The 17735-nt window shown below is 45.7% G+C and carries 20 protein-coding genes and 2 pseudogenes; 15 read left to right on the forward strand and 7 right to left on the reverse strand.

The features are described 5' to 3' along the window. Positions 1-99 precede the first annotated feature (99 nt). From RID53_RS10085 to RID53_RS10100, 4 genes and pseudogenes are all read left to right on the forward strand, one after another. A complete protein-coding gene (locus RID53_RS10085; protein ID WP_044206711.1) occupies positions 100-309 on the forward strand; it encodes a hypothetical protein in 210 nt (69 codons plus the stop codon). After that, a complete protein-coding gene (locus RID53_RS10090; RefSeq protein WP_446387977.1) occupies positions 302-688 on the forward strand; it encodes a hypothetical protein in 387 nt (128 codons plus the stop codon). The genes RID53_RS10085 and RID53_RS10090 overlap by 8 nt, the downstream gene beginning before the upstream one ends. Before the next feature lie 233 nt (positions 689-921). Further along, the gene (locus RID53_RS10095) at positions 922-2511 is read left to right on the forward strand and encodes a formylglycine-generating enzyme family protein (protein WP_446387978.1); all 1590 of its coding nucleotides are present in this window, start codon (positions 922-924) and stop codon (positions 2509-2511) included. 156 nt (positions 2512-2667) lie between these two features. Beyond that, positions 2668-2802 (forward strand): annotated as a pseudogene (locus RID53_RS10100) (diversity-generating retroelement protein Avd); the annotation flags it as partial. A gap of 279 nt (positions 2803-3081) precedes the next feature. Here the strand turns inward: RID53_RS10100 and RID53_RS10105 are convergent. From RID53_RS10105 to RID53_RS10115, 3 genes are all read right to left on the reverse strand, one after another. Further along, on the reverse strand, positions 3082-3363 hold the full coding sequence (locus RID53_RS10105) for a type II toxin-antitoxin system RelE/ParE family toxin (RefSeq protein ID WP_446387979.1): 282 nt from the start codon (positions 3361-3363) through the stop codon (positions 3082-3084). Beyond that, positions 3353-3595 (reverse strand): CopG family ribbon-helix-helix protein, encoded by a 243-nt coding sequence (locus RID53_RS10110; protein ID WP_446387980.1) that lies wholly within the window; start codon positions 3593-3595, stop codon positions 3353-3355. The genes RID53_RS10105 and RID53_RS10110 overlap by 11 nt, the downstream gene beginning before the upstream one ends. A gap of 216 nt (positions 3596-3811) precedes the next feature. After that, entirely contained in the window at positions 3812-4294 is a 483-nt protein-coding gene (locus RID53_RS10115; protein WP_446387981.1) for a hypothetical protein, read from the reverse strand. A gap of 290 nt (positions 4295-4584) precedes the next feature. Here RID53_RS10115 and RID53_RS10120 point away from each other — a divergent pair, with 290 nt between their 5' ends. From RID53_RS10120 to RID53_RS10150, 7 genes and pseudogenes are all read left to right on the forward strand, one after another. Then, on the forward strand, positions 4585-4833 hold the full coding sequence (locus RID53_RS10120) for a helix-turn-helix transcriptional regulator (protein ID WP_446387982.1): 249 nt from the start codon (positions 4585-4587) through the stop codon (positions 4831-4833). A gap of 187 nt (positions 4834-5020) precedes the next feature. Continuing rightward, positions 5021-5263: a helix-turn-helix transcriptional regulator gene (locus RID53_RS10125; protein WP_044208189.1), complete on the forward strand. Its 243-nt coding sequence runs from the start codon at positions 5021-5023 to the stop codon at positions 5261-5263. Between the two features lie 182 nt (positions 5264-5445). Then, positions 5446-5694, forward strand: a complete 249-nt coding sequence (locus tag RID53_RS10130) for a helix-turn-helix domain-containing protein (RefSeq protein ID WP_446387983.1) — start codon at positions 5446-5448, stop codon at positions 5692-5694. Between the two features lie 349 nt (positions 5695-6043). Continuing rightward, the gene (locus tag RID53_RS10135) at positions 6044-6268 is read left to right on the forward strand and encodes a hypothetical protein (protein WP_446387984.1); all 225 of its coding nucleotides are present in this window, start codon (positions 6044-6046) and stop codon (positions 6266-6268) included. 121 nt (positions 6269-6389) lie between these two features. Next, positions 6390-6578 carry a hypothetical protein gene (locus tag RID53_RS10140; RefSeq protein WP_446343928.1) on the forward strand — a complete coding sequence of 63 codons (189 nt, stop codon included), beginning with the start codon at positions 6390-6392 and terminating at the stop codon, positions 6576-6578. After that, a pseudogene (locus RID53_RS10145) lies at positions 6575-6881 on the forward strand (type II toxin-antitoxin system RelE/ParE family toxin). Before RID53_RS10140 ends, RID53_RS10145 begins: the two are co-directional and overlap by 4 nt. After that, a complete protein-coding gene (locus tag RID53_RS10150; protein ID WP_446388035.1) occupies positions 6872-7261 on the forward strand; it encodes a formylglycine-generating enzyme family protein in 390 nt (129 codons plus the stop codon). Before RID53_RS10145 ends, RID53_RS10150 begins: the two are co-directional and overlap by 10 nt. 532 nt (positions 7262-7793) lie before the next feature. Here the strand turns inward: RID53_RS10150 and RID53_RS10155 are convergent. Next, the gene (locus RID53_RS10155; RefSeq protein ID WP_446387985.1) at positions 7794-9284 is read right to left on the reverse strand and encodes a GAF domain-containing sensor histidine kinase; all 1491 of its coding nucleotides are present in this window, start codon (positions 9282-9284) and stop codon (positions 7794-7796) included. 332 nt (positions 9285-9616) lie between these two features. Here RID53_RS10155 and RID53_RS10160 point away from each other — a divergent pair, with 332 nt between their 5' ends. From RID53_RS10160 to RID53_RS10175, 4 genes are all read left to right on the forward strand, one after another. Then, positions 9617-11359 (forward strand): pentapeptide repeat-containing protein, encoded by a 1743-nt coding sequence (locus RID53_RS10160; protein ID WP_446387986.1) that lies wholly within the window; start codon positions 9617-9619, stop codon positions 11357-11359. 405 nt (positions 11360-11764) lie between these two features. After that, on the forward strand, positions 11765-13144 hold the full coding sequence (locus RID53_RS10165; RefSeq protein ID WP_446388036.1) for an RNA-guided endonuclease InsQ/TnpB family protein: 1380 nt from the start codon (positions 11765-11767) through the stop codon (positions 13142-13144). 94 nt (positions 13145-13238) lie between these two features. Further along, positions 13239-14495 (forward strand): methionine adenosyltransferase, encoded by a 1257-nt coding sequence (gene metK / locus RID53_RS10170; RefSeq protein ID WP_446387987.1) that lies wholly within the window; start codon positions 13239-13241, stop codon positions 14493-14495. Between the two features lie 195 nt (positions 14496-14690). Beyond that, positions 14691-14945, forward strand: a complete 255-nt coding sequence (locus tag RID53_RS10175; RefSeq protein WP_006101696.1) for a hypothetical protein — start codon at positions 14691-14693, stop codon at positions 14943-14945. Positions 14946-15186: 241 nt separating this feature from the next. On the opposite strand, the gene RID53_RS10180 is transcribed toward RID53_RS10175, so the two are convergent. The 3 genes from RID53_RS10180 to RID53_RS10190 form a co-directional block, all read right to left on the reverse strand. Continuing rightward, on the reverse strand, positions 15187-16374 hold the full coding sequence (locus RID53_RS10180; RefSeq protein WP_446387988.1) for a TRC40/GET3/ArsA family transport-energizing ATPase: 1188 nt from the start codon (positions 16372-16374) through the stop codon (positions 15187-15189). Between the two features lie 53 nt (positions 16375-16427). Next, on the reverse strand, positions 16428-16811 hold the full coding sequence (locus RID53_RS10185) for a DUF2358 domain-containing protein (protein WP_446387989.1): 384 nt from the start codon (positions 16809-16811) through the stop codon (positions 16428-16430). A 230-nt stretch (positions 16812-17041) separates the two neighbouring features. Next, positions 17042-17461: a CAAD domain-containing protein gene (locus RID53_RS10190; RefSeq protein WP_446387990.1), complete on the reverse strand. Its 420-nt coding sequence runs from the start codon at positions 17459-17461 to the stop codon at positions 17042-17044. Positions 17462-17735 lie beyond the last annotated feature (274 nt).

Consider the following 17735-nt stretch of genomic DNA (forward strand, 5'->3'; position numbering starts at 1 on the left):
CTTTACCGACGTGCGCCCTTTGCTGACGTGCGCCCTTGTACCCATTACCATGCCGCTATGGTGTGTTACCGTTTGCGAGCCAGTAGGATAAGGAAAACAATGATTAAATCAGGAACGGGTGACTCCTTGGATTATGACCCAACTAAAGAAAACGTTCACGCAGCAACTGATCCAGATAAATGTAGGGACATGGAACGCAGAAATGGGTGGAGATTAAAGAAAATCAAGCCAACACGCGATCCGACATTGAAAGTTGATTGCGTATTCTATGGTGAACAAACAACATTTGAAGATGAACGCTATGACTAAAGTTAAAGCTGAAACCTGGATTGTTTACAAAACCGAGACAATGAGCGCTCCCGGATGGGAAAATCGTCAACTGCTACCAGCCGGATCGATGACCGACATAATCAGCGAAGAATGGGATAGTTCCGGTCATCTCCCCAAAATAGGCGATCGCATCCGCGAGTATACAAATTTAGACAATCCAGAACAAGGCGGAATTACCCATAGTCGGGATGGAGACTGGGTTGTCACCACGATTCACCAGTTTTCTTCCCCCGACACTCCTACTCATATTGTTGTTTGTTACTGTTCTTACCAACCCATCACACCTAACTGGGTCAAACTCAAGCGCGGGAAACCGGTAAATGACATGCTCGAAACGGTTAGCACTGGGGTTGAGTGAACTATCACAAGAGAGCATGTCAAGGAAAGCAGATAATGTTTAGGCGTTGGGTGATTCACCTAAGAAGGCTGACGCTGCTTACGTCGCGATCGCGCTATATAGTTGTAGGTTGGGTTGACGCTTGTTACCCAACAGAATCTAGGGCTAAAGCCCTGACTACGAACGAGTTGTAGGTTGGGTTGACGCTTGTTACCCAACGGAATTTAGGGCTAAAGCCCTGACTACGAACGAACATGAATACCGCCACTGTAGCTAACCGAGATAAGGAAATTGCCAGACAACGGGTGAACCAATTTGTCCGGCGATTTGAGGAATCTTATCGGCTTTTGGCGTATCATGCGGCACTTCCTTTGGTGCTAACCCCGGAACTGCTCAATTATCTGCGGAATCAATTTCTGCGCGGACAAGTGCCTTGGCTGGCGGAAGTGGATTTGTTGCTGTCGGATTTGTGTAGTCCGGTGGGGTACGAACTCTATGCTATGGATACCGCCGTTCGTGCCTATTTGCTGGAGGAAATGCATAATGATGCGGCACTCTCCAGCCAACGGATGCAGGAGGTGGCTCGATTATTATTGGGGTATGTTCGCCATCTGGCACAGACGAATCCGTTTATTAGTAAACAGGAATTAGAGGCGCAACAGTGGGCGGCAATGGTGTACCTTGATAACCAGCGAGAAAATGCTGTGCGTCAGATTGTGCAAGCGTTTCAAGAGAGTCGGGCAATCGGGGGAAGTCGCTGGCAAACTGAAATGGCGCGTTTGTCCCGAATTACGCAGGAACTTGCCCCTCAATTAAGGGCTTACCCAAATCTGTTGGAGTATGCTGAGTTAATTACTCGCTTTGTGGCTGAACCTGAATCAGTGAATCCCGAAGCTGGGACGCATTCCTACTCAGTTCTAGGGGAAAATCTGGACATCCCGGAGGAATGGATTGCTGAAGGTACGGGTTCATTTCCTCCCTTGCAGGTGTTTGAGTTTGAGGTGGTGACGGTTGATAAACAGGGTAATATCATTGACAAAACTCAGGAGCAAGGGCAATATTTTCGGGAAGATTTGGGCAATGGTGTCACCTTGGATATGGTGGCGATTCCAGGAGGGTCATTTCTGATGGGTTCTCCCGATACGGAAGCAGGACACAGAGATAGTGAAAGTCCCCAGCATTCGGTAACGGTTCAACCCTTTTTCATGGGGAAATACCCGGTAACTCAGGCACAATGGCAGGCGATTGCTAATCTACCTCAAGTCGATAAAGAACTTGACCCTGACCCGTCTAATTTTAAAGGATCAGATCGACCCGTTGAGCAAGTATCGTGGTATGATTGTGTAGAGTTTTGTGCGCGGTTATCGCAGTACACAGGACGAGACTACCGACTTCCTAGTGAAGCCGAGTGGGAATATGCCTGTCGTGCGGGAACAACAACGCCGTTTCATTTTGGTGAAACGATTACTACGGATTTAGCCAATTACGACGGCAATTATACTTATGGTGAAGGTCATAAGGGTAAGTATCTTAAAAAGACTACCCCGGTCGGGAGTTTTCAGGTAGCGAACCCCTTTGGCTTATTTGATCTGCATGGAAATGTGTGGGAATGGTGTGCTGACCATTGGCATGATAGTTATGAAGGTGCGCCGCCGGATGGTCAAGCTTGGTTATTGGATGAGGATGAGGATGAAAATGATAATCATTCTCGGCTGTTGCGCGGTGGTTCGTGGATCCTCAATCCCAGGTACTGTCGTTGTGCTAGTCGCGACAGGGATACCCCTGTCATCAGGTTCAACTACTTCGGGTTTCGGGTTGTCTGTGGTGCGGCGTGGACTCCTTAGCCCTTGACACTTTTGCCCTTTTCCCCTCTGTCCTTTATTCTTTTCCCTTTTCCCGCCTGCGGCGGGTCGATTTTTTTTTTTGAGATTTATACGCAAGGGTGGCAATAATCGTCTGCCAGAATACCTCCTGTAACTTTTTAATGTACGATTGAGTCTGTGAGCGATTTACCGATTATCCAGAAAACCTACGATTTAATTCGCTGGTACATCCCGATTCTTAACCGCCTGCCGCGAAATCATAAATTTCTGTTAGGTACTCGGGTCATTAGCAGATTGTATGATCTCTTAGACAGACCGAGCATAAATTATAGCACGGTAATTTGTAAGGGTATGGCAATGCTGTACCCCTACCATTGGTAATACCAAACCGCCTTTGATATCATGTCCGGTCAAACACCCCTAATAAAAACGCCTGAAACCCCTGTTATTGCAGCATTGCAATTATGGGCAATCGTTAGGACATGATATGAAACCCCCTTTTTGCCTTGGCGACTGGAAGTCGCAGCTACACAAGCAAAGTCCGCCTGCGCGGACTAGATTATAAAGGGGGCGGCTAACCCGGATTTGGTATTAGATATCGGGGTATTTTCTCGCGTTATGAAGAACACGGAGGATATGTACCTGATTGTTTTTAACTCGGTAGACCACAAAATAGGGTGTCTTTGAGATAACCAACTCCCTTGTCCCTTCAACGCGCCCGGTTCTTCCCATATATGGGAATTTTGCTAACTGCTCAACCGCTGCTTGTATTTTTAAAACAGTATTTGTTGCAGCGTCTGGGTTATCTTCGCAAATGTAGGCATGAAGCTGCTCAAGGTTGCGTAGTGCTTTGCGTAACCATCTAACTTTCATGGGTCAACCGAGCAAAGACGGCGGTTACCTCGTCTTCACTGGCAAAATCCCCAGCATCAGCTTCAGCGATACCCTGCTGAATCTCTTTGAGTTGCCACTGATGCATTTCCAGGTAAGTATTAATTGCCTGATTCAATACGTAGGTTAAATTACGATCCATACCAGCAGCAATAGCATCCAGTGCAGCTCTTTTATCAGGATCAAGTCGAAAGGTTACATTTTCCTTGCTCATCAGACAGGTCCTTCGTTGAGGGTTGGTTGAAATGCAGCGGCACTCTTTTATCATGCACTGTATTGCATTGCATTGCAAGAAGAACGTTACCTGACTGGATTCGGGTACGAACCGAACACCTGCGCCGCGCCAGACGTCGCATCCGCTTACAAAGGGACTGCAATCAGGGTAACTTGAGAGGGCGCAGGTCCTTGCGCCCCTACCCAAGATACGATGTCACTCTTGAACGGTAGAAGTCACCGCATCCGCATCAAAAACTACCTCGAACTGTGCATCAGGTATCCACTTTGCCAGAAAGCGCTGGTGATTTTGGGCTTCTGTGCGACTGTAGAAGCGAGCAACCGTATAATGTTGAGCATTCGGCAAAAGCCTCACCAGTGTCCAAGGATAATACTGTTGACTCCAAAAGCTGTGGTTAGACTTGGGTGATGGTTCGGCTGTGCGCCCACATCCCCGATGCTCCAAAATAGAACGAATCATCGCTAAAAGTCGCTCTCGCTGTGGCGTTCCATCATTGGGTAACAAACTCCACTCGTTGATTGGTGTGGGTAGCCAAGTCAAGCGATAGGTCATCGAATCTTTGCGAATATGCCAAGACAGGCGGCGTGGCTGTTTGCGACAGTTGAACCCATCGGCGCGAAAAGACGCAACAATCCTGTCGCCTTCAGCTTGCAGGCGAAGCCATTGAGAATGTTTCATTGTTATGATGATTGTGATTGTTTTTTGAGAAAGGGCGATCAGGCACAAAACATAAGCGATCGCCCCTTATCTATGGAAGGCTTTCTCAAAACTTACACACGAGGCGATTGAAATCGCAGCTACACATAACATAAGTTTGTATAGCTCCATGATGGAACATGAGAGCAACGTGCTTCGTGTGAGAAACTACACCATAGAGAGACAGGGAAACAAGAAGTATCGGGACTTCTAATAGCGTTTCCCCCGTCAGTTTTTTGCTGTTAATGCACCACTGTGGTGCATTGCTAAGTATGATAATAGACGATCAGAATCCAGATTTCAACCCCAATGTGCCAACTCTCAAACAAGTTCGTGAACGCTTAGGTATGACCCAAGAGCAGTTTGCAGATGCACTAGGATTATCGCGAAACACGATTAATCGGTACGAACGCGGTATACACCAGCGCATTGCTCTTTCTGTGGGTCAGATCAAACGACTTGTCGAACTCATGAAGCAAGCAGGATTATCAATAGAAGACTTACCCGACGATATCGAATGAGTTAGCATCAGCTAGAGGCTTGAACTATAACTCGTTGTCTTTCCCATCACCTCCTAGTCTTGGCGTCGTGTGAGAAACTTACCCATAGACAGATAGGGAAACAGGAAGTATGGGGACTTCCCCAAACGTTTCCCCATCCTTTTTGTTTTGTTGTCCAATTAGGACAAGTTGTCCTTTGCTGATTAAAATGGTAGACGATACAGATTGGAATAGCAACCCTCACTTGCCAACTCTTAGACAAGTTCGTGAACGCCTGAATATGACTCAGGAAGAATTTGCGCGTGAACTGGGGACAACAACCAGAACCATTGGACGTCACGAACGAGGGGAACACAAGCTGAGGCTGACTTTAGGGCAAATCAAACGTTTGAAAGAACTTCTCGAACAAGCAGGAATGTCAATCGACGACTTACCCGACGATATAGATTGAGACAATATCAGTTCATCCGGTGTCTCAAGACTAGGCAGAAACAGGGATAGAGCAAGACTGAGAGACGGTATGCGATCGCGTGTTTTGGGGTGGAGAATGCGATCGCACATCCAGCCTTCCCTCGTTTAAGTGTGACAGATAGTCCGTAGACTGATCGTCAACTTTAGATGATCATAATTTTTATGAAAGACTCTAAAGTAAAAATCTTGAAAGCTTTGGGATTATTGATTAGACAGCACAGGGCATCTATGGGAATTTCTCAGGAAGAGTTGGGATTACGTTGCCATCTTGATCGAACATATATATCAGGATTGGAGCGTGGTGTGAGAAATCCTTCTCTGACTGCACTTGTTACTCTTGCCAACGGTTTGAACATGACCGTCGCTCAACTTTTAGAAAATATAGAAGTAGAAGCAAGGAATATCCAGTGAATCCAGAGTCAGCGGAGAACTTCAGAGCAAAGTTAAAAGTATGTAGGGTGGGCAAGAATGATAAATAGGGAAAGGTTTATATTATCATTTATTGCTTTTGCCCACCTCACGGGAACCGAAAATTATCCCCCGTCATTTTATACCAAATCCGGGGAACGCTACCCCCGTTAAAACCCAGTCCGCGCAGGCGGACTTTGTTTGTGTAGCAGCGATTTCAATCGCCATGGCAAAAGGGGGTTCCTTTATTTATCTCATATTGGCAGAAGTTGATAGATGAATAAGTTTTTTTAAGATTCTCAATACATCACCTAAACCATTTTTGCGATTGCCAATTCCAAACAAATCAGACATGGCATACATAGGGGTAGCGGCTTTGACTAATTTGAGGAATAGAAAACTCCCCTCAGGCAGAGAGAAGTCTAGAGAAAATCTGCTGTACAATGTGCCTATGATTCAACAGGCGATCGCACTCCTTAATCGGCTTCTGTGGGCGCACGTCGGTTATGGGTGTCAAGTTAAGCTACAGCCGCCACGCCTATGCCTGTTTCCCAAGGGTGACAGAGGAGGGCAATAGGGCAGACGTAGCCTCATTCTCAGGTTTGAGAAGGGAATGAATCGCCGCCAAATCATTGCATTTGTTTGCCTGGTAATTTTAAGCTTACAATAAACCCAGAAAGCCGTTCTATGAGCAGAATATGGAAGCCATCAATATAAAAGAAGAGGCACGACGATTGATTGATAGATTGCCAGAGAATGCGACATGGGATGACTTAATGTATGAAATTTATGTCAGAGTCGCGATAGAAGCGGGACTTGCTGATAGTCAGGCGGGTAGAATAACCTCTGTGGAAACAGTGCGTCAGCAATTCGGATTACCAACGTGAAGGTTTTTTGGACAGACACAGCCGTCAAGCATCTTTCCGGGATTTATGCCTACATCGCCCAAAATTCACCTCAATATGGGCGTCGAATGGTTGATCGTCTGACGAGACGAGACGTTTGAACAGATTGCTGCGTTTCCGGCTTCAGGTCGAATGGTGCCAGAGTTTGAGAGGGAAGAAATTCGTGAAATGATTGAGGGGTCTTATCGGATGATTTATTACATTAAACCTGAGCAAATCGATGTACTTGCTGTGATCCATGGTTCACAACAAATCACTGAAGATTATCGCCCATCATCGGAGTAAAATATTCTGATGATTCAACAGGCGATCGCACTCCTCAATCAGGTTGGCTTAGAACTTACGGCAGAAGAGATGCGCGGTTATCGCAGTACACAGGACGAGACTACCGACTTCCTAGTGAAGCGGAGTGGGAATATGCCTGTCGTGCTCGAACAACAAAACCGTTTCATTTTGGCGAAACGATTACTACGGATTTAGCCAATTACAACGGCAACTCTACTTTTGGTGAAGGTCATAAGGGTGAGTATCGTGAACAGACTACCCCAGTTGGGAGTTTTCAGGTAGCGAACGCCTTTGGCTTATTCGATATGCATGGAAATGTGTGGGAATGGTGTGCTGATCATTGGCATGATAGTTATGAAGGTGCGGCGTGGACTCCTTAGCCCTTGACACTTTTGCCCTTTTGCTCTCTGCCCTTTATTGTTTTCCTTAAAACTGATAGTTTAGCATACGCTTGTCCGGAAGACCCAAAGTTAGTCGTCACGCATAAGTCAAAAGGAACAAGTCAAAAGATGGAAGATTTAATATCTAAGTGTTATTGGTTTTGGAGAATTGCAGCGGATGATTCGATTACTGGGCTGGTGTTCTAGTTCCTCCGCGTACCTCTGCGCCACCCTCTGCGTCCTCTGCGTTAAAAAATATAATTCTGATACCAACAGATTTGATATCACCTAATGTGTGGATGAGCAAAACCTAGGAAAAGGGCGGGTTTTGTTGAAAAGTTATCAGTGATATGTTTATTGAATCCCTAAACCCGCCCCTACAGTATTTCTAAACTAATAAACCCTGGCAATACTTCCTCCACTGAGTCTGGCAATTCCAGATGACTACTTTAGCAATTAAGCTGGCTTCTCGGATACCATCTTCTCCACCAAAATGCCAAACCGCTTATTGTTTACACTCCCCCACAACTAACTACGAATCTAACTTAGGCAAACTGATGATATAACGATCGCCTGATTCCGACAAACCCTGTACCGACAGTTTCCCGTGGTGGAGTTCGGCTAAATGACAACTGAGAAATAAGCCCAAACTTTCACGCGAATCGGTTTTCAGTAGCATTTCCCTCCCATTCACCATCAAGGTTTTGGACATGGAGACACTGGACAGAATGGGCGTTTTCAATGTCGCTGCACCGGGGGACTCAGCCTTACCGTTTTGCTTGTGCTTCTCGCTGTCTCGCCCCATTAAGGATACATCAGTTAATTCCTCATACACGGTGGGAACGCCTTCTCCTAGCCATGGATGAGACACCCAAACCGCAATATTGAGCCTGTTTATTTTACGAGAAACATGAAGGCGAATTTCTCCTCCCGCTTCCGCCGAATAAATAACGCTGAGGATGACGTAGTACAGCATTTGCTGGGCTTTTTCCTTATCCAGCACCCAAAGCCGAGTTCCTGGTTCTATGGTCAAACGAATCTGTTGCTGATTTTGCTCAGCGGTTTCAACCAGAGAATGAATTGCCTTTTGACAAAGCATTTCGATATCGACTGGACTCAAATTCAGATACGGTGGATTATTAATTTCATCGAACACATCCAGAGCCATAATTTCCTCAACCAGGGAAACCAGATGCTGACCACTTTGATGGATAATTTCTAAATATTCTTTTTGTTTATCCGTTAGTTCACCATAAATTTGGCGATTGAGAACACTCGCCATGCCCATAATTGAGGTTAATGGTGTGCGGAGTTCTTGGGTTAGATGGGTGAGCAGTTGCAGCTTGATTGAGTGAGTTGAGCAGAAAGGAACAGAGGATTCGCTAACCCTACTCTGAGGGAAATTGGACTCATTGGGGGTTAGGGATTCACTCGAATGAGGAAAATCAGGTAGAATCGGGGTGTGCGATCGCAACATCTTATTTCGCTCAAATTCACTCAGACACCATCGAGCAGTCATTGCCAGAAACTCACTATCTCTAGGGGTAAAAGAGCGAGGGACTAAATCCATCACCGCCAACGTCCCCAAGCACAATCCATCGGCTGTGAATAAAGGCGCTCCTAAATAAGCGCGGATACCGTAGTAACCCACAAGCAAACTTTGGGCAAAAACCGGATTACTTGCTGTATCGTGAATCGCTAAAACCTGCTGACTCTCGACAACATAGGTACAAAAACTTTCCTGACGTAACAATTGACGAGATTGGGCAAGGGGATTCATCAAACCCACCCTCGATAAACCCACGGCGGATTGAATTAAAAGTTGATCACTTGTCAGAAAACCCAACCAACCGATAGGAACCTCTAAAAATCGCACCGCCGTCTGAGTCGCTTCCTGGAAAACGGCGATCCCTTCAGCTTCCAGTAAACCGAGTTCGTGGAGAGTCGCAAGCCGTTTCTGGTCTTGTGCGGTTGAGTTCAAACCATTCAGATGACAACCAAGTCTCGTTTCCAACTCTGCCATAACTCCCCTTTGCCTATAGACTCTAGAAATAGACCAATTCAACGTATCTAAGCCAACCCCTAGTGTTACGCTTCATACATAAGGTTCCCCTGTGAGGTAGAAAAACCAACATAATTTGTAAAAGCATGTAGAGACGTGCCATGGCACGTCTGGGGACAGGGGAAGCGGGGGAAGCGGGGGGAGTAGGCGAAGATAAGGGAGAGGGAGATAGGTAATATGAGGGCGCTAACTCAAAACCAAGAAGCGAAAAGTCAAAACCAGGTTCCCTTGAGCCAAGCGAAGGGTCAAAACTCAAAACTTCCCCAATCCCCTTAAATGGCAAACTGGAAATAATGCAAGTCCAGAACTTTCTCACTCGTTATCGCCAAGGAGACCGTGATTTTGCCCAGGTTGACCTGAGTGGTGTTAACCTGAAGGGGGCAGATTTGCGGACGATTAACTTAAGTGGGGCTAACCTGACGAATGCGAACCTCAGTTGGGCATCCCTTGACTACGCGAATCTCAGTGGTGCTTGTCTGCATCAGACAGATTTACATAACGCGATCCTAAAACATAGTAATCTTAACCAAGCCATCTTGACCCGTGCAAATCTCAGCAAGGTGGATGGGCAATCCGCTAGTCTTTGCCAAGCCAATTTAAGTTGGGTAGAAGCCCCCTATTGTAACTTGAGTGGTGCAAACCTCCAGGCAGCCCAGTTGAATCATAGTAATCTTACAGAGGCTACCCTGGATAAAACTCAGCTAATTAGCACACAGTTAATGGCGGCTAACCTCTACCAAGCCAGTCTCATTGCTGCCAATCTTACCACAGCCAACCTGCGGGAAGTTCTACTAGAGAGAGCCAATTTACGAGACGCGATATTAGTCGGTGCGACATTAACCGAAGCGAACCTGCGTCAGGCTTGTTTGCGCTGTGCCAACCTGACTCAGGCAGAACTCTATCGAGCTATTTTAACCGATGCCGATCTCAGTGAAGTCACAGGCGATCGCGTAAATTTGAGTCGGGCAAATCTGATGGGGGCGTATTTACTCAGAGCCAGCTTAGTGAACGCTAATTTGCGACGCACGGTTCTCCAAAATGTTTATTGTTTACAGACGAATTTGACATCGGCTAATCTGCAAGGGGCGGATTTACGACAGGCTGATTTAAGTGGGGCTTATTTAAATGAAACGATTTTAACCGAGGCAAATTTAACCGATGCCTATTTGATTGGTAGTTATTTAATTCGCCCCCAACTTGAGCAAGCCCAACTCACTGGATGCTGTATCCACAACTGGCATTTAGAAGAGGTAGATTTGACAAACGTGAATTGTCGTTACCTCTTTACCCAGTTTAATTGGGAAACGAAAACCCCGAATAAACGCTATCCGCCTACAGGTGATTTGATACCGGGACAACTGAGTCAAGAGAAAACGACTGATTTGCTCTTAATCGAGGTTCCTTTCTTAGAAATGCCAAATAGAGAGGTATTGGTATTTACTCTCGCCCAAGTGGAGCAGGAATATCCTGATCTAAAACTGTCGCTGAAAGCCTTGAGTAGAGAATTCGATCACTATATTCTTCACCTATCGGCAAAACAGGGAGTCAATCCCCAAGCGGTGAACCAACGCATCCTGCAAGTTTATCCCCAGATGTACCAACGTTTTGCCCATCACCGTCACAGAATTTGGCAATTACTAGAGATAGATAAGTCAGGAGCCTCCCAGGTCAACTCGTCGTTAAATTCGGCTACTTCACCCAATCCAACTCAAGTTTTAGCCAATAATCGCCGCCGTATCTATAAGGAAGTTATTCATCAAATCCAACAAATTATTCTATTCCAGCCGCCTGATAAATGCGCCGAAGGTATACAGCGACTGTTAGATTTTTTACGTCAACAGAATATTCCCACCCAAGATATTGTGCAAAAAATCATTCGTCAAGCCATGCTCAGGCGGGCGAAACGCGATCCTTTATTTCAAACCCAGTTATTAGCATGGGAAAAAACGGCGGATCAATCGGCTCGTCTGTCTTTAACCGGGCAAGCCATGCATAGTGCGATCGCGCTGATCCTGTCTCAAGTCCAGCCCCCTTAGACAACCATCCCTGACTTAATTACGAATTAGGGCTTGTTGCCAAAACCGGAAAAAAAAGCATTTGTCTAAGGAAAAGCTTAACTAACACTTGACAAATAAGCGAATTTTCAGTATAAGAATGATCAGTCTTAGGTGAGAGAGGCGGTAAAGTTTTTTTAACATTCAACAGTTCTGGATGGAGAATAGAGCAAATTCTGTTAAAGTTCTGTGATCAGTGGGTAATCCCCTCTCTGTATCGTGTATGATAACAAGCTACAACCCTCAGGAACTATCAAAACCGAGGCTGAGAACCCCCGTGTTTTAACCGGGGGATGAAAGCCTCGACAAGGTTTTAACCTTGCGTCTCCTGTGGCTTTCCTTGTGCAGATTCCTATTTTATAGGAAATAATAAAGGGGGTGATTAAACTGTATAGAACCATTCCAATTAAAGCCAAGTTTACTGATGAAGAGAAAGCGTACCATCTAGACCAATGCCAGAATGCTAATAGCTTAATTAATTGTGCAATTTATCACACCAGGCAGACTCATTATCAGTGGAGAGAGGAGCAATCTAACGCTTTTTCTGTCTATTGGCGGGGTGATGAGTTGCGTTGTGGGTGGAAGCTGTACAAATGTCGTACAACTTACCCAGAGTTAGATAAGGCGCTTAAACTTAACCCACATTACAAAGCGTTAGCCGCCCAAGCTGCACAGCAAACATTAAAGTCTGTAGGTGAATCAATCAAAAGCTACAACAGCTTGGTTGACGCCTATTACCAGGGGGAGGTTAACCGCCCATCGTTACCTGGCTACAGAAAGAAAGGTGGCTTGGCTGCGGTAACTTTTCCCAGGCAGGCTCTAACTTACAAAGATGGGTGTTTTAGCCCGTCCATTAGCCGAGAAACTAAGCCTGAACTAATCACTCAGATTGAGTTACCATTGCCAGAGTTTATTGACTCAGATTGGGTTAAAGAGGTAACGATTCGTCCTTGCTTAGGTGAGCTTTGGATTGATTGGATAATAGATGACGGGAAGGAACCCATCAAGGTCAACCCTAACTTGGATTACTCTCAAGCCTGGGGATTTGACCACGGTGGCACTAATTGGTTAACCGGAGTATCAACCCACGGGGAAAGTCTGATCATTGACGGGCGTAAGCTCAAGTCGATGAATCAAGGGTATTGCCGCTTAGTTGCCAAGTATAAGCATGGCAAGTCCGAATTTTACTGGGATACCAATTTAGACCGAGTGCAACGTAAGCGAAATAACCAGATGAGGGATGCCATTAACAAGGCAGCTAGATTTATCGTTAATCGGTGTTTGGTTGACGGCATTGGTAATCTGGTTATCGGCTGGAATGAGGGACAAAAAAACGGTTCCCAGATTGGGAAACGGGGAAACCAAAACTTTATGCCCATTCCCACGGGGAGGTTAATTGAACGCCTCAAACAGCTTTGTACAGAGTATGGGATTGTGTTGACCCTGACAGAAGAAGCATATACCAGCCAAGCATCATTCTTAGATGGTGATTCGTTACCGAAACACGGTGAGAAACCCCAAAGGTGGACACCATCGGGGAAAAGAGTGAAACGTGGACTGTATAAAGCATCTGGCAATCAGCTAGTTAACGCTGATTGCAATGGGGCGGGGAATATACTCAGAAAAGTAGCCACACAGCTAGGGTTAAATCTAGCCAAGGTGGGTAGAGGTAGCTTGACACTGCCAAAACGGTATGACTTGTTTTCTAAGCTAAAACGATCATATCGTGAGAAATGTGAAGCGACAGTCTTTCAAGCTGTCGCGTAGCATCAACTCAGAATCCACTCTCTTTTAAGGAGTGGAGATGTCAACCTAAACCCTTAATTCAGTGTAGCTGCCGTTTCTTAAGGAGATTAGTCCATTGCCTCGTCGCTACCTATTCACGTCTGAATCGGTTACAGAAGGTCATCCCGATAAAATCTGTGATCAGATTTCCGATACGATCTTAGATGCTCTACTCACCCAAGACAACCGCAGCCGTGTTGCCGCAGAAGTGGTAGTTAATACCGGATTGGTCTTGATTACGGGTGAAATTACCTCCCAAGCCAATGTAAATTACGTTGATATAGCCCGCAAAAAAATTGCCGAAATCGGCTATACCGACGCAGATAACGGCTTCTCAGCCAATAGCTGTTCTGTCTTAGTCGCCCTGGATGAACAATCTCCAGATATTTCCCAAGGTGTCACCACCGCCCAGGAAACGCGAGAAAAGTTGAGTGACGATGAACTCGATGCGATTGGTGCCGGGGATCAAGGGTTGATGTTTGGTTTTGCCTGCAACGAAACCCCCGAACTTATGCCCATGCCCCTGAGTCTGGCACATCGCTTGTCTCGGCAGTTAACCGCTGTCCGTAAGTCAGGACAGTTGCCTTACCTGCGTCCCGATGGCAAAACCCAAGTGACGGTACTCTACGAAGATGGCAAACCCATCGGTATTGATACCATCTTAATCTCGACCCAACACACCGCCACCATTGGTGAGATTACCAGTGAAGCGGCTGTCCGAGACAAAATTAAAGAGGATCTCTGGTCAGCAGTGGTTGAACCCGCGTTTGGAGATATTGAGATTAAGCCCGATAATAATACCCGTTTCTTAGTCAACCCCACCGGGAAATTTGTGATTGGTGGACCTCAAGGGGATTCAGGTCTCACGGGGCGAAAAATCATTATTGATACCTACGGTGGCTATTCCCGTCACGGCGGCGGCGCATTTTCGGGCAAAGACCCCACCAAGGTAGACCGTTCGGCAGCCTATGCTTGTCGTTATGTTGCCAAAAATATTGTGGCAGCCGGTTTAGCCGAAAAGTGCGAAGTTCAACTCAGTTATGCCATTGGTGTTGCCCACCCTGTCAGTATTATGGTGGAAACCTTTGGTACGGGTAAAGTTGAAGAAGAAAAATTGCTAGAACTGGTACAACAGCATTTTGAACTGCGTCCAGCCGGGATTATTCAAGCCTTTAATCTGCTGGAACTCCCTAAATTAAGAGGGGGTCGCTTCTATCAAGATGTCGCGGCTTATGGTCATTTTGGACGTCCTAATTTGGATTTGCCTTGGGAACATACCGATAAAGCGGAACTCCTTAAAGAAGCCCTCAAACCATCGTTAGCCAGCGTGTAAGCCGATTAATTTAATAGTTAGATCCCCGATTCTTGAAGAAGTCGGGGATCTGAAGAAGTTGGGGATATGTGCAAGAGTAGGAATTGATTTTTTAGGCTCTATCAGAAAAGATTTCCATCTATTGATAGATGCGTCTTCGCAACGTTTCAACTAGCTTGAGAGTGAGAATTAAAGAAAAGAAGGACAAGTTAAAGTATGGCAGCTTCAAATCCGCTCAAAGGCACTGATTTAGTTGATTGTGCTAAAGCGAACGCCAAGCAAGGACCCGAAACAGCAGCGAAACTCTGTGGCTACGGAGACGATATCTCAACCTTTACAGCGGAACTCAAGAAAGCCTGTGAGGGTATGGGTATCGAAATTGATCAAGTCAGCGATTTAATGACTGAGCAGCAGGCTCGAATTAAAGGTGACACTGAAGTTATTGCTCCGGAAACACCAACCAACCTTTAAGAGTGGGAGAGTGGGAGAGTGGGTGCATAGTGTAGATTTTTTACTGTATGGCGGCGACGCTTACTTAGTGGACAAGATGACTTGCTGGCGAAAAACGTACAAAAGTCGGGGGAAGGTGACAAAAATATAAATGGAAGCTTAGTTGTTCCCGAAAAATCTTCCTAGTCTACTTTCCTTGTTTGTCTCATGCTTATCCCTCTCACCCCATCACCCCATCACCCCCTCACCCCATCTCTAAACCTTAAACCTTCGCCGTTTCTGCAAAGCGAATCTTGAGATAATCTTCCTCAATCTTGGCACCAGCAGGTTTCAGTGCAGCTAAGGCTTGCGGGAGGACAAGATTGCGGCGGTGATTGCCAATCCGTACATTTAGCTCATCGCCTGTTTTATTCAATTGGATATGGTCTTTCGGTATACCGGGTAGATACAGTTCTAAACTATACTCGTTTTCGTTTTGAACAACCCGAATTGTGTTTTCCTGGTAGTAAACCTGAGTTGGGTCTTCGTCTGCATACAAGGTTTGCTTGAGTCGTTCTAGCGCCTCAAGTCCGCACATCTCTTCCGCAAAGAGGGGAACTTCTTTAACCGGAAGCGGACTAAAGTTTTGGTGGATTTCCTGGCGATATTCTTGCTGATGTTCTTTCCAATGTTGGAAGAAGGGGTCGGTTACTTGGTCGGGGATAATCCGATTGGCAACGACTAAATCGGTGGAAACATTGTACAAGCTGAGGTAGGCGTGGGCGCGGAGGGATTCTTTAATCACCATTTTTTCCGGATTGGTGATTAAGCGGACTGAGGTTTTGGTGTTATCAGTAAGAACCTTTTCAAGCTGTTCAATTTGCTCGTAGAATTCATAAGGAGCATCCATTACCTCATTATCAGGTAACGAAAATCCCGCGATGGGTTTGAACAGGGGTTCAACCAGGGGTCTCAACGCCACGGACATTTTTTGCAGGGGTTTATAAAAGCGACGCATATACCACCCTCCCACTTCCGGTAAGCTGAGAAGCCGCAGTGCGGTTCCCGTGGGTGCTGAATCAATAATTAGCACCTCGTACTCCCCTTCGTCATAGTGACGCTTCATCCGCACCAGACCGAAAATTTCATCCATTCCCGGAAGAATCGCTAATTCTTCCGCCTGAACCCCTTCTAGTCCCCGTGCTTGCAGTACCTGGGTAATATAGCGCTTCACCGCCCCCCAGTTTCCTTCCAATTCCATCAGCGCATCCAGTTCCGCCCCCCAAAGGTTAGGATGAACGAGTCGGGGTTCGTGACTGAGTTCCAGGTCGAAACTATCAGCGAGGGAATGAGCGGGATCTGTACTCAGCACTAAGGTTTTATAACCCAATTCGGCACAACGCAGACCTGTGGCTGCGGCTACGGAGGTTTTACCGACTCCGCCTTTGCCTGTCATCAAAATTACTCGCATAGATAATTTCGCTCACCTGAGAAACCTTTACATTTATTTACTGTATCGGGTTTTCACCGAAACAGTTGCTTGAGAACATTCAAGCGGGGGATATCCCAATAATCGATATGGGAAGAAATTAGTCCATCTGCATTTAGACGTAATTCGCTCCAACCGGGGATAGAAATTCGTGGTTTCCAGGGGAGGGGTGTTGTCCAGCTTAAAGTCCAGCGCGTTTTGATGGTATCGCCGGATTGGGAAATGTCGTGTAGGTCGAGTTGGGGATTGATGAACCAGGTTTGGATGAATCCCAGCATTTGTTTGTAGCGATCAAGTCCCCGGAACTCGTTGAGGGGGTCTTTGAAAAAGACATTGTTGGCGTAGATGCTGTAGGTTTGGTCAACGGGAAAGCGTTGATAGTCCTGTTTGAGGATTTCAATAATGTCTCTATTTGTCATTTATTATCGCTGAGATGTTATTTTTTTTACGATACCATACGTAGTCGGACACAATTCAACTTAAGCGTGAGGACAAGAGAACAGGGAATAGGGAATAGGGAATAGGGAACAGTTAGGATTTGCTCTTAGTCCAGCGCACCGAATGCATATCCAGATAATTCCGATAATAGTAAACTCATCCCACTGAGTCTTTGATGTGGAATGAGTTTAAAAGTTGACTAAAGGTTTATTTAGGGGGTCGTGCCAAAAATTTGTTCCTTGAAAGACTTCACTTGTAAAGCTAAGTCTTCACGGTGGGCAGCATTGAGCAAATAGCGGCAAATAAACCAACTTACATAAGCAATGCCAATTATCTCTAGGAATAAGCCTAAGAAGGGAATCGTATTAATCGCATTCAGGACAGCCAGACTTAGCTTGAGACTGGTTAGGGCAGCTATAATCCAAGCAACCGCGATAAAAATTTGCTTGGTGTTCGTAACTCGGTCGTTTAGGTGATCAGAGAGAGTCTCTATCGTCTCGATCAAGGTGGAAATGAGTTGAACCCAAGGCTGTTTTTTTTCTTCTGTGAGAATTTCGCTGGTGATTTCCGGATGGCAGGTTTCCGAGTTGGAGTTAACTGGCTGTTCAGGGATTGCCATTTTAGCAGTCATTTTTTTATTTGGAGAACGACAATGCGCGAATGATGGAAGTGAGGGAATGTCGAGAACAAGGAGAGCGTCTTAAAGTTAAGACTTAAACTCTGATTTTGCTCAATCTATTACTTTACCCCTCGCTTTTCTTTAGTGTATTTATGAGAAGTGGTACGGGTCAATATTATTGCTAAATCAACATAAAAGCTTAGCTATTTATTTATCATTACTTCAAAGTATTATGCTGCAATTTAATCTCTCTTGAATGGTTATAAGTAGTCGGACAAAATTTATG

Origin of the sequence: Coleofasciculus sp. B1-GNL1-01 (assembly GCF_040220235.1) — a bacterium.
GTDB lineage: Bacteria > Cyanobacteriota > Cyanobacteriia > Cyanobacteriales > Coleofasciculaceae > Coleofasciculus.

Bases quoted from the DNA above. Each gene is read 5' to 3' on its own strand.
- RID53_RS10125 (WP_044208189.1), top strand. From the start codon at position 5,021: ATGGTAGACGATACAGATTGGAATAGCAACCCTCACTTGCCAACTCTT.
- RID53_RS10115 (WP_446387981.1), bottom strand. From the start codon at position 4,294: ATGAAACATTCTCAATGGCTTCGCCTGCAAGCTGAAGGCGACAGGATT.
- RID53_RS10185 (WP_446387989.1), bottom strand. From the start codon at position 16,811: ATGACAAATAGAGACATTATTGAAATCCTCAAACAGGACTATCAACGC.
- RID53_RS10090 (WP_446387977.1), top strand. From the start codon at position 302: ATGACTAAAGTTAAAGCTGAAACCTGGATTGTTTACAAAACCGAGACA.
- RID53_RS10180 (WP_446387988.1), bottom strand. From the start codon at position 16,374: ATGCGAGTAATTTTGATGACAGGCAAAGGCGGAGTCGGTAAAACCTCC.
- RID53_RS10110 (WP_446387980.1), bottom strand. From the start codon at position 3,595: ATGAGCAAGGAAAATGTAACCTTTCGACTTGATCCTGATAAAAGAGCT.
- RID53_RS10085 (WP_044206711.1), top strand. From the start codon at position 100: ATGATTAAATCAGGAACGGGTGACTCCTTGGATTATGACCCAACTAAA.
- RID53_RS10160 (WP_446387986.1), top strand. From the start codon at position 9,617: ATGCAAGTCCAGAACTTTCTCACTCGTTATCGCCAAGGAGACCGTGAT.
- RID53_RS10105 (WP_446387979.1), bottom strand. From the start codon at position 3,363: ATGAAAGTTAGATGGTTACGCAAAGCACTACGCAACCTTGAGCAGCTT.
- RID53_RS10190 (WP_446387990.1), bottom strand. From the start codon at position 17,461: ATGACTGCTAAAATGGCAATCCCTGAACAGCCAGTTAACTCCAACTCG.
- RID53_RS10135 (WP_446387984.1), top strand. From the start codon at position 6,044: ATGGCATACATAGGGGTAGCGGCTTTGACTAATTTGAGGAATAGAAAA.
- RID53_RS10120 (WP_446387982.1), top strand. From the start codon at position 4,585: ATGATAATAGACGATCAGAATCCAGATTTCAACCCCAATGTGCCAACT.
- RID53_RS10175 (WP_006101696.1), top strand. From the start codon at position 14,691: ATGGCAGCTTCAAATCCGCTCAAAGGCACTGATTTAGTTGATTGTGCT.
- RID53_RS10095 (WP_446387978.1), top strand. From the start codon at position 922: ATGAATACCGCCACTGTAGCTAACCGAGATAAGGAAATTGCCAGACAA.
- RID53_RS10140 (WP_446343928.1), top strand. From the start codon at position 6,390: ATGGAAGCCATCAATATAAAAGAAGAGGCACGACGATTGATTGATAGA.
- RID53_RS10155 (WP_446387985.1), bottom strand. From the start codon at position 9,284: ATGGCAGAGTTGGAAACGAGACTTGGTTGTCATCTGAATGGTTTGAAC.
- RID53_RS10130 (WP_446387983.1), top strand. From the start codon at position 5,446: ATGAAAGACTCTAAAGTAAAAATCTTGAAAGCTTTGGGATTATTGATT.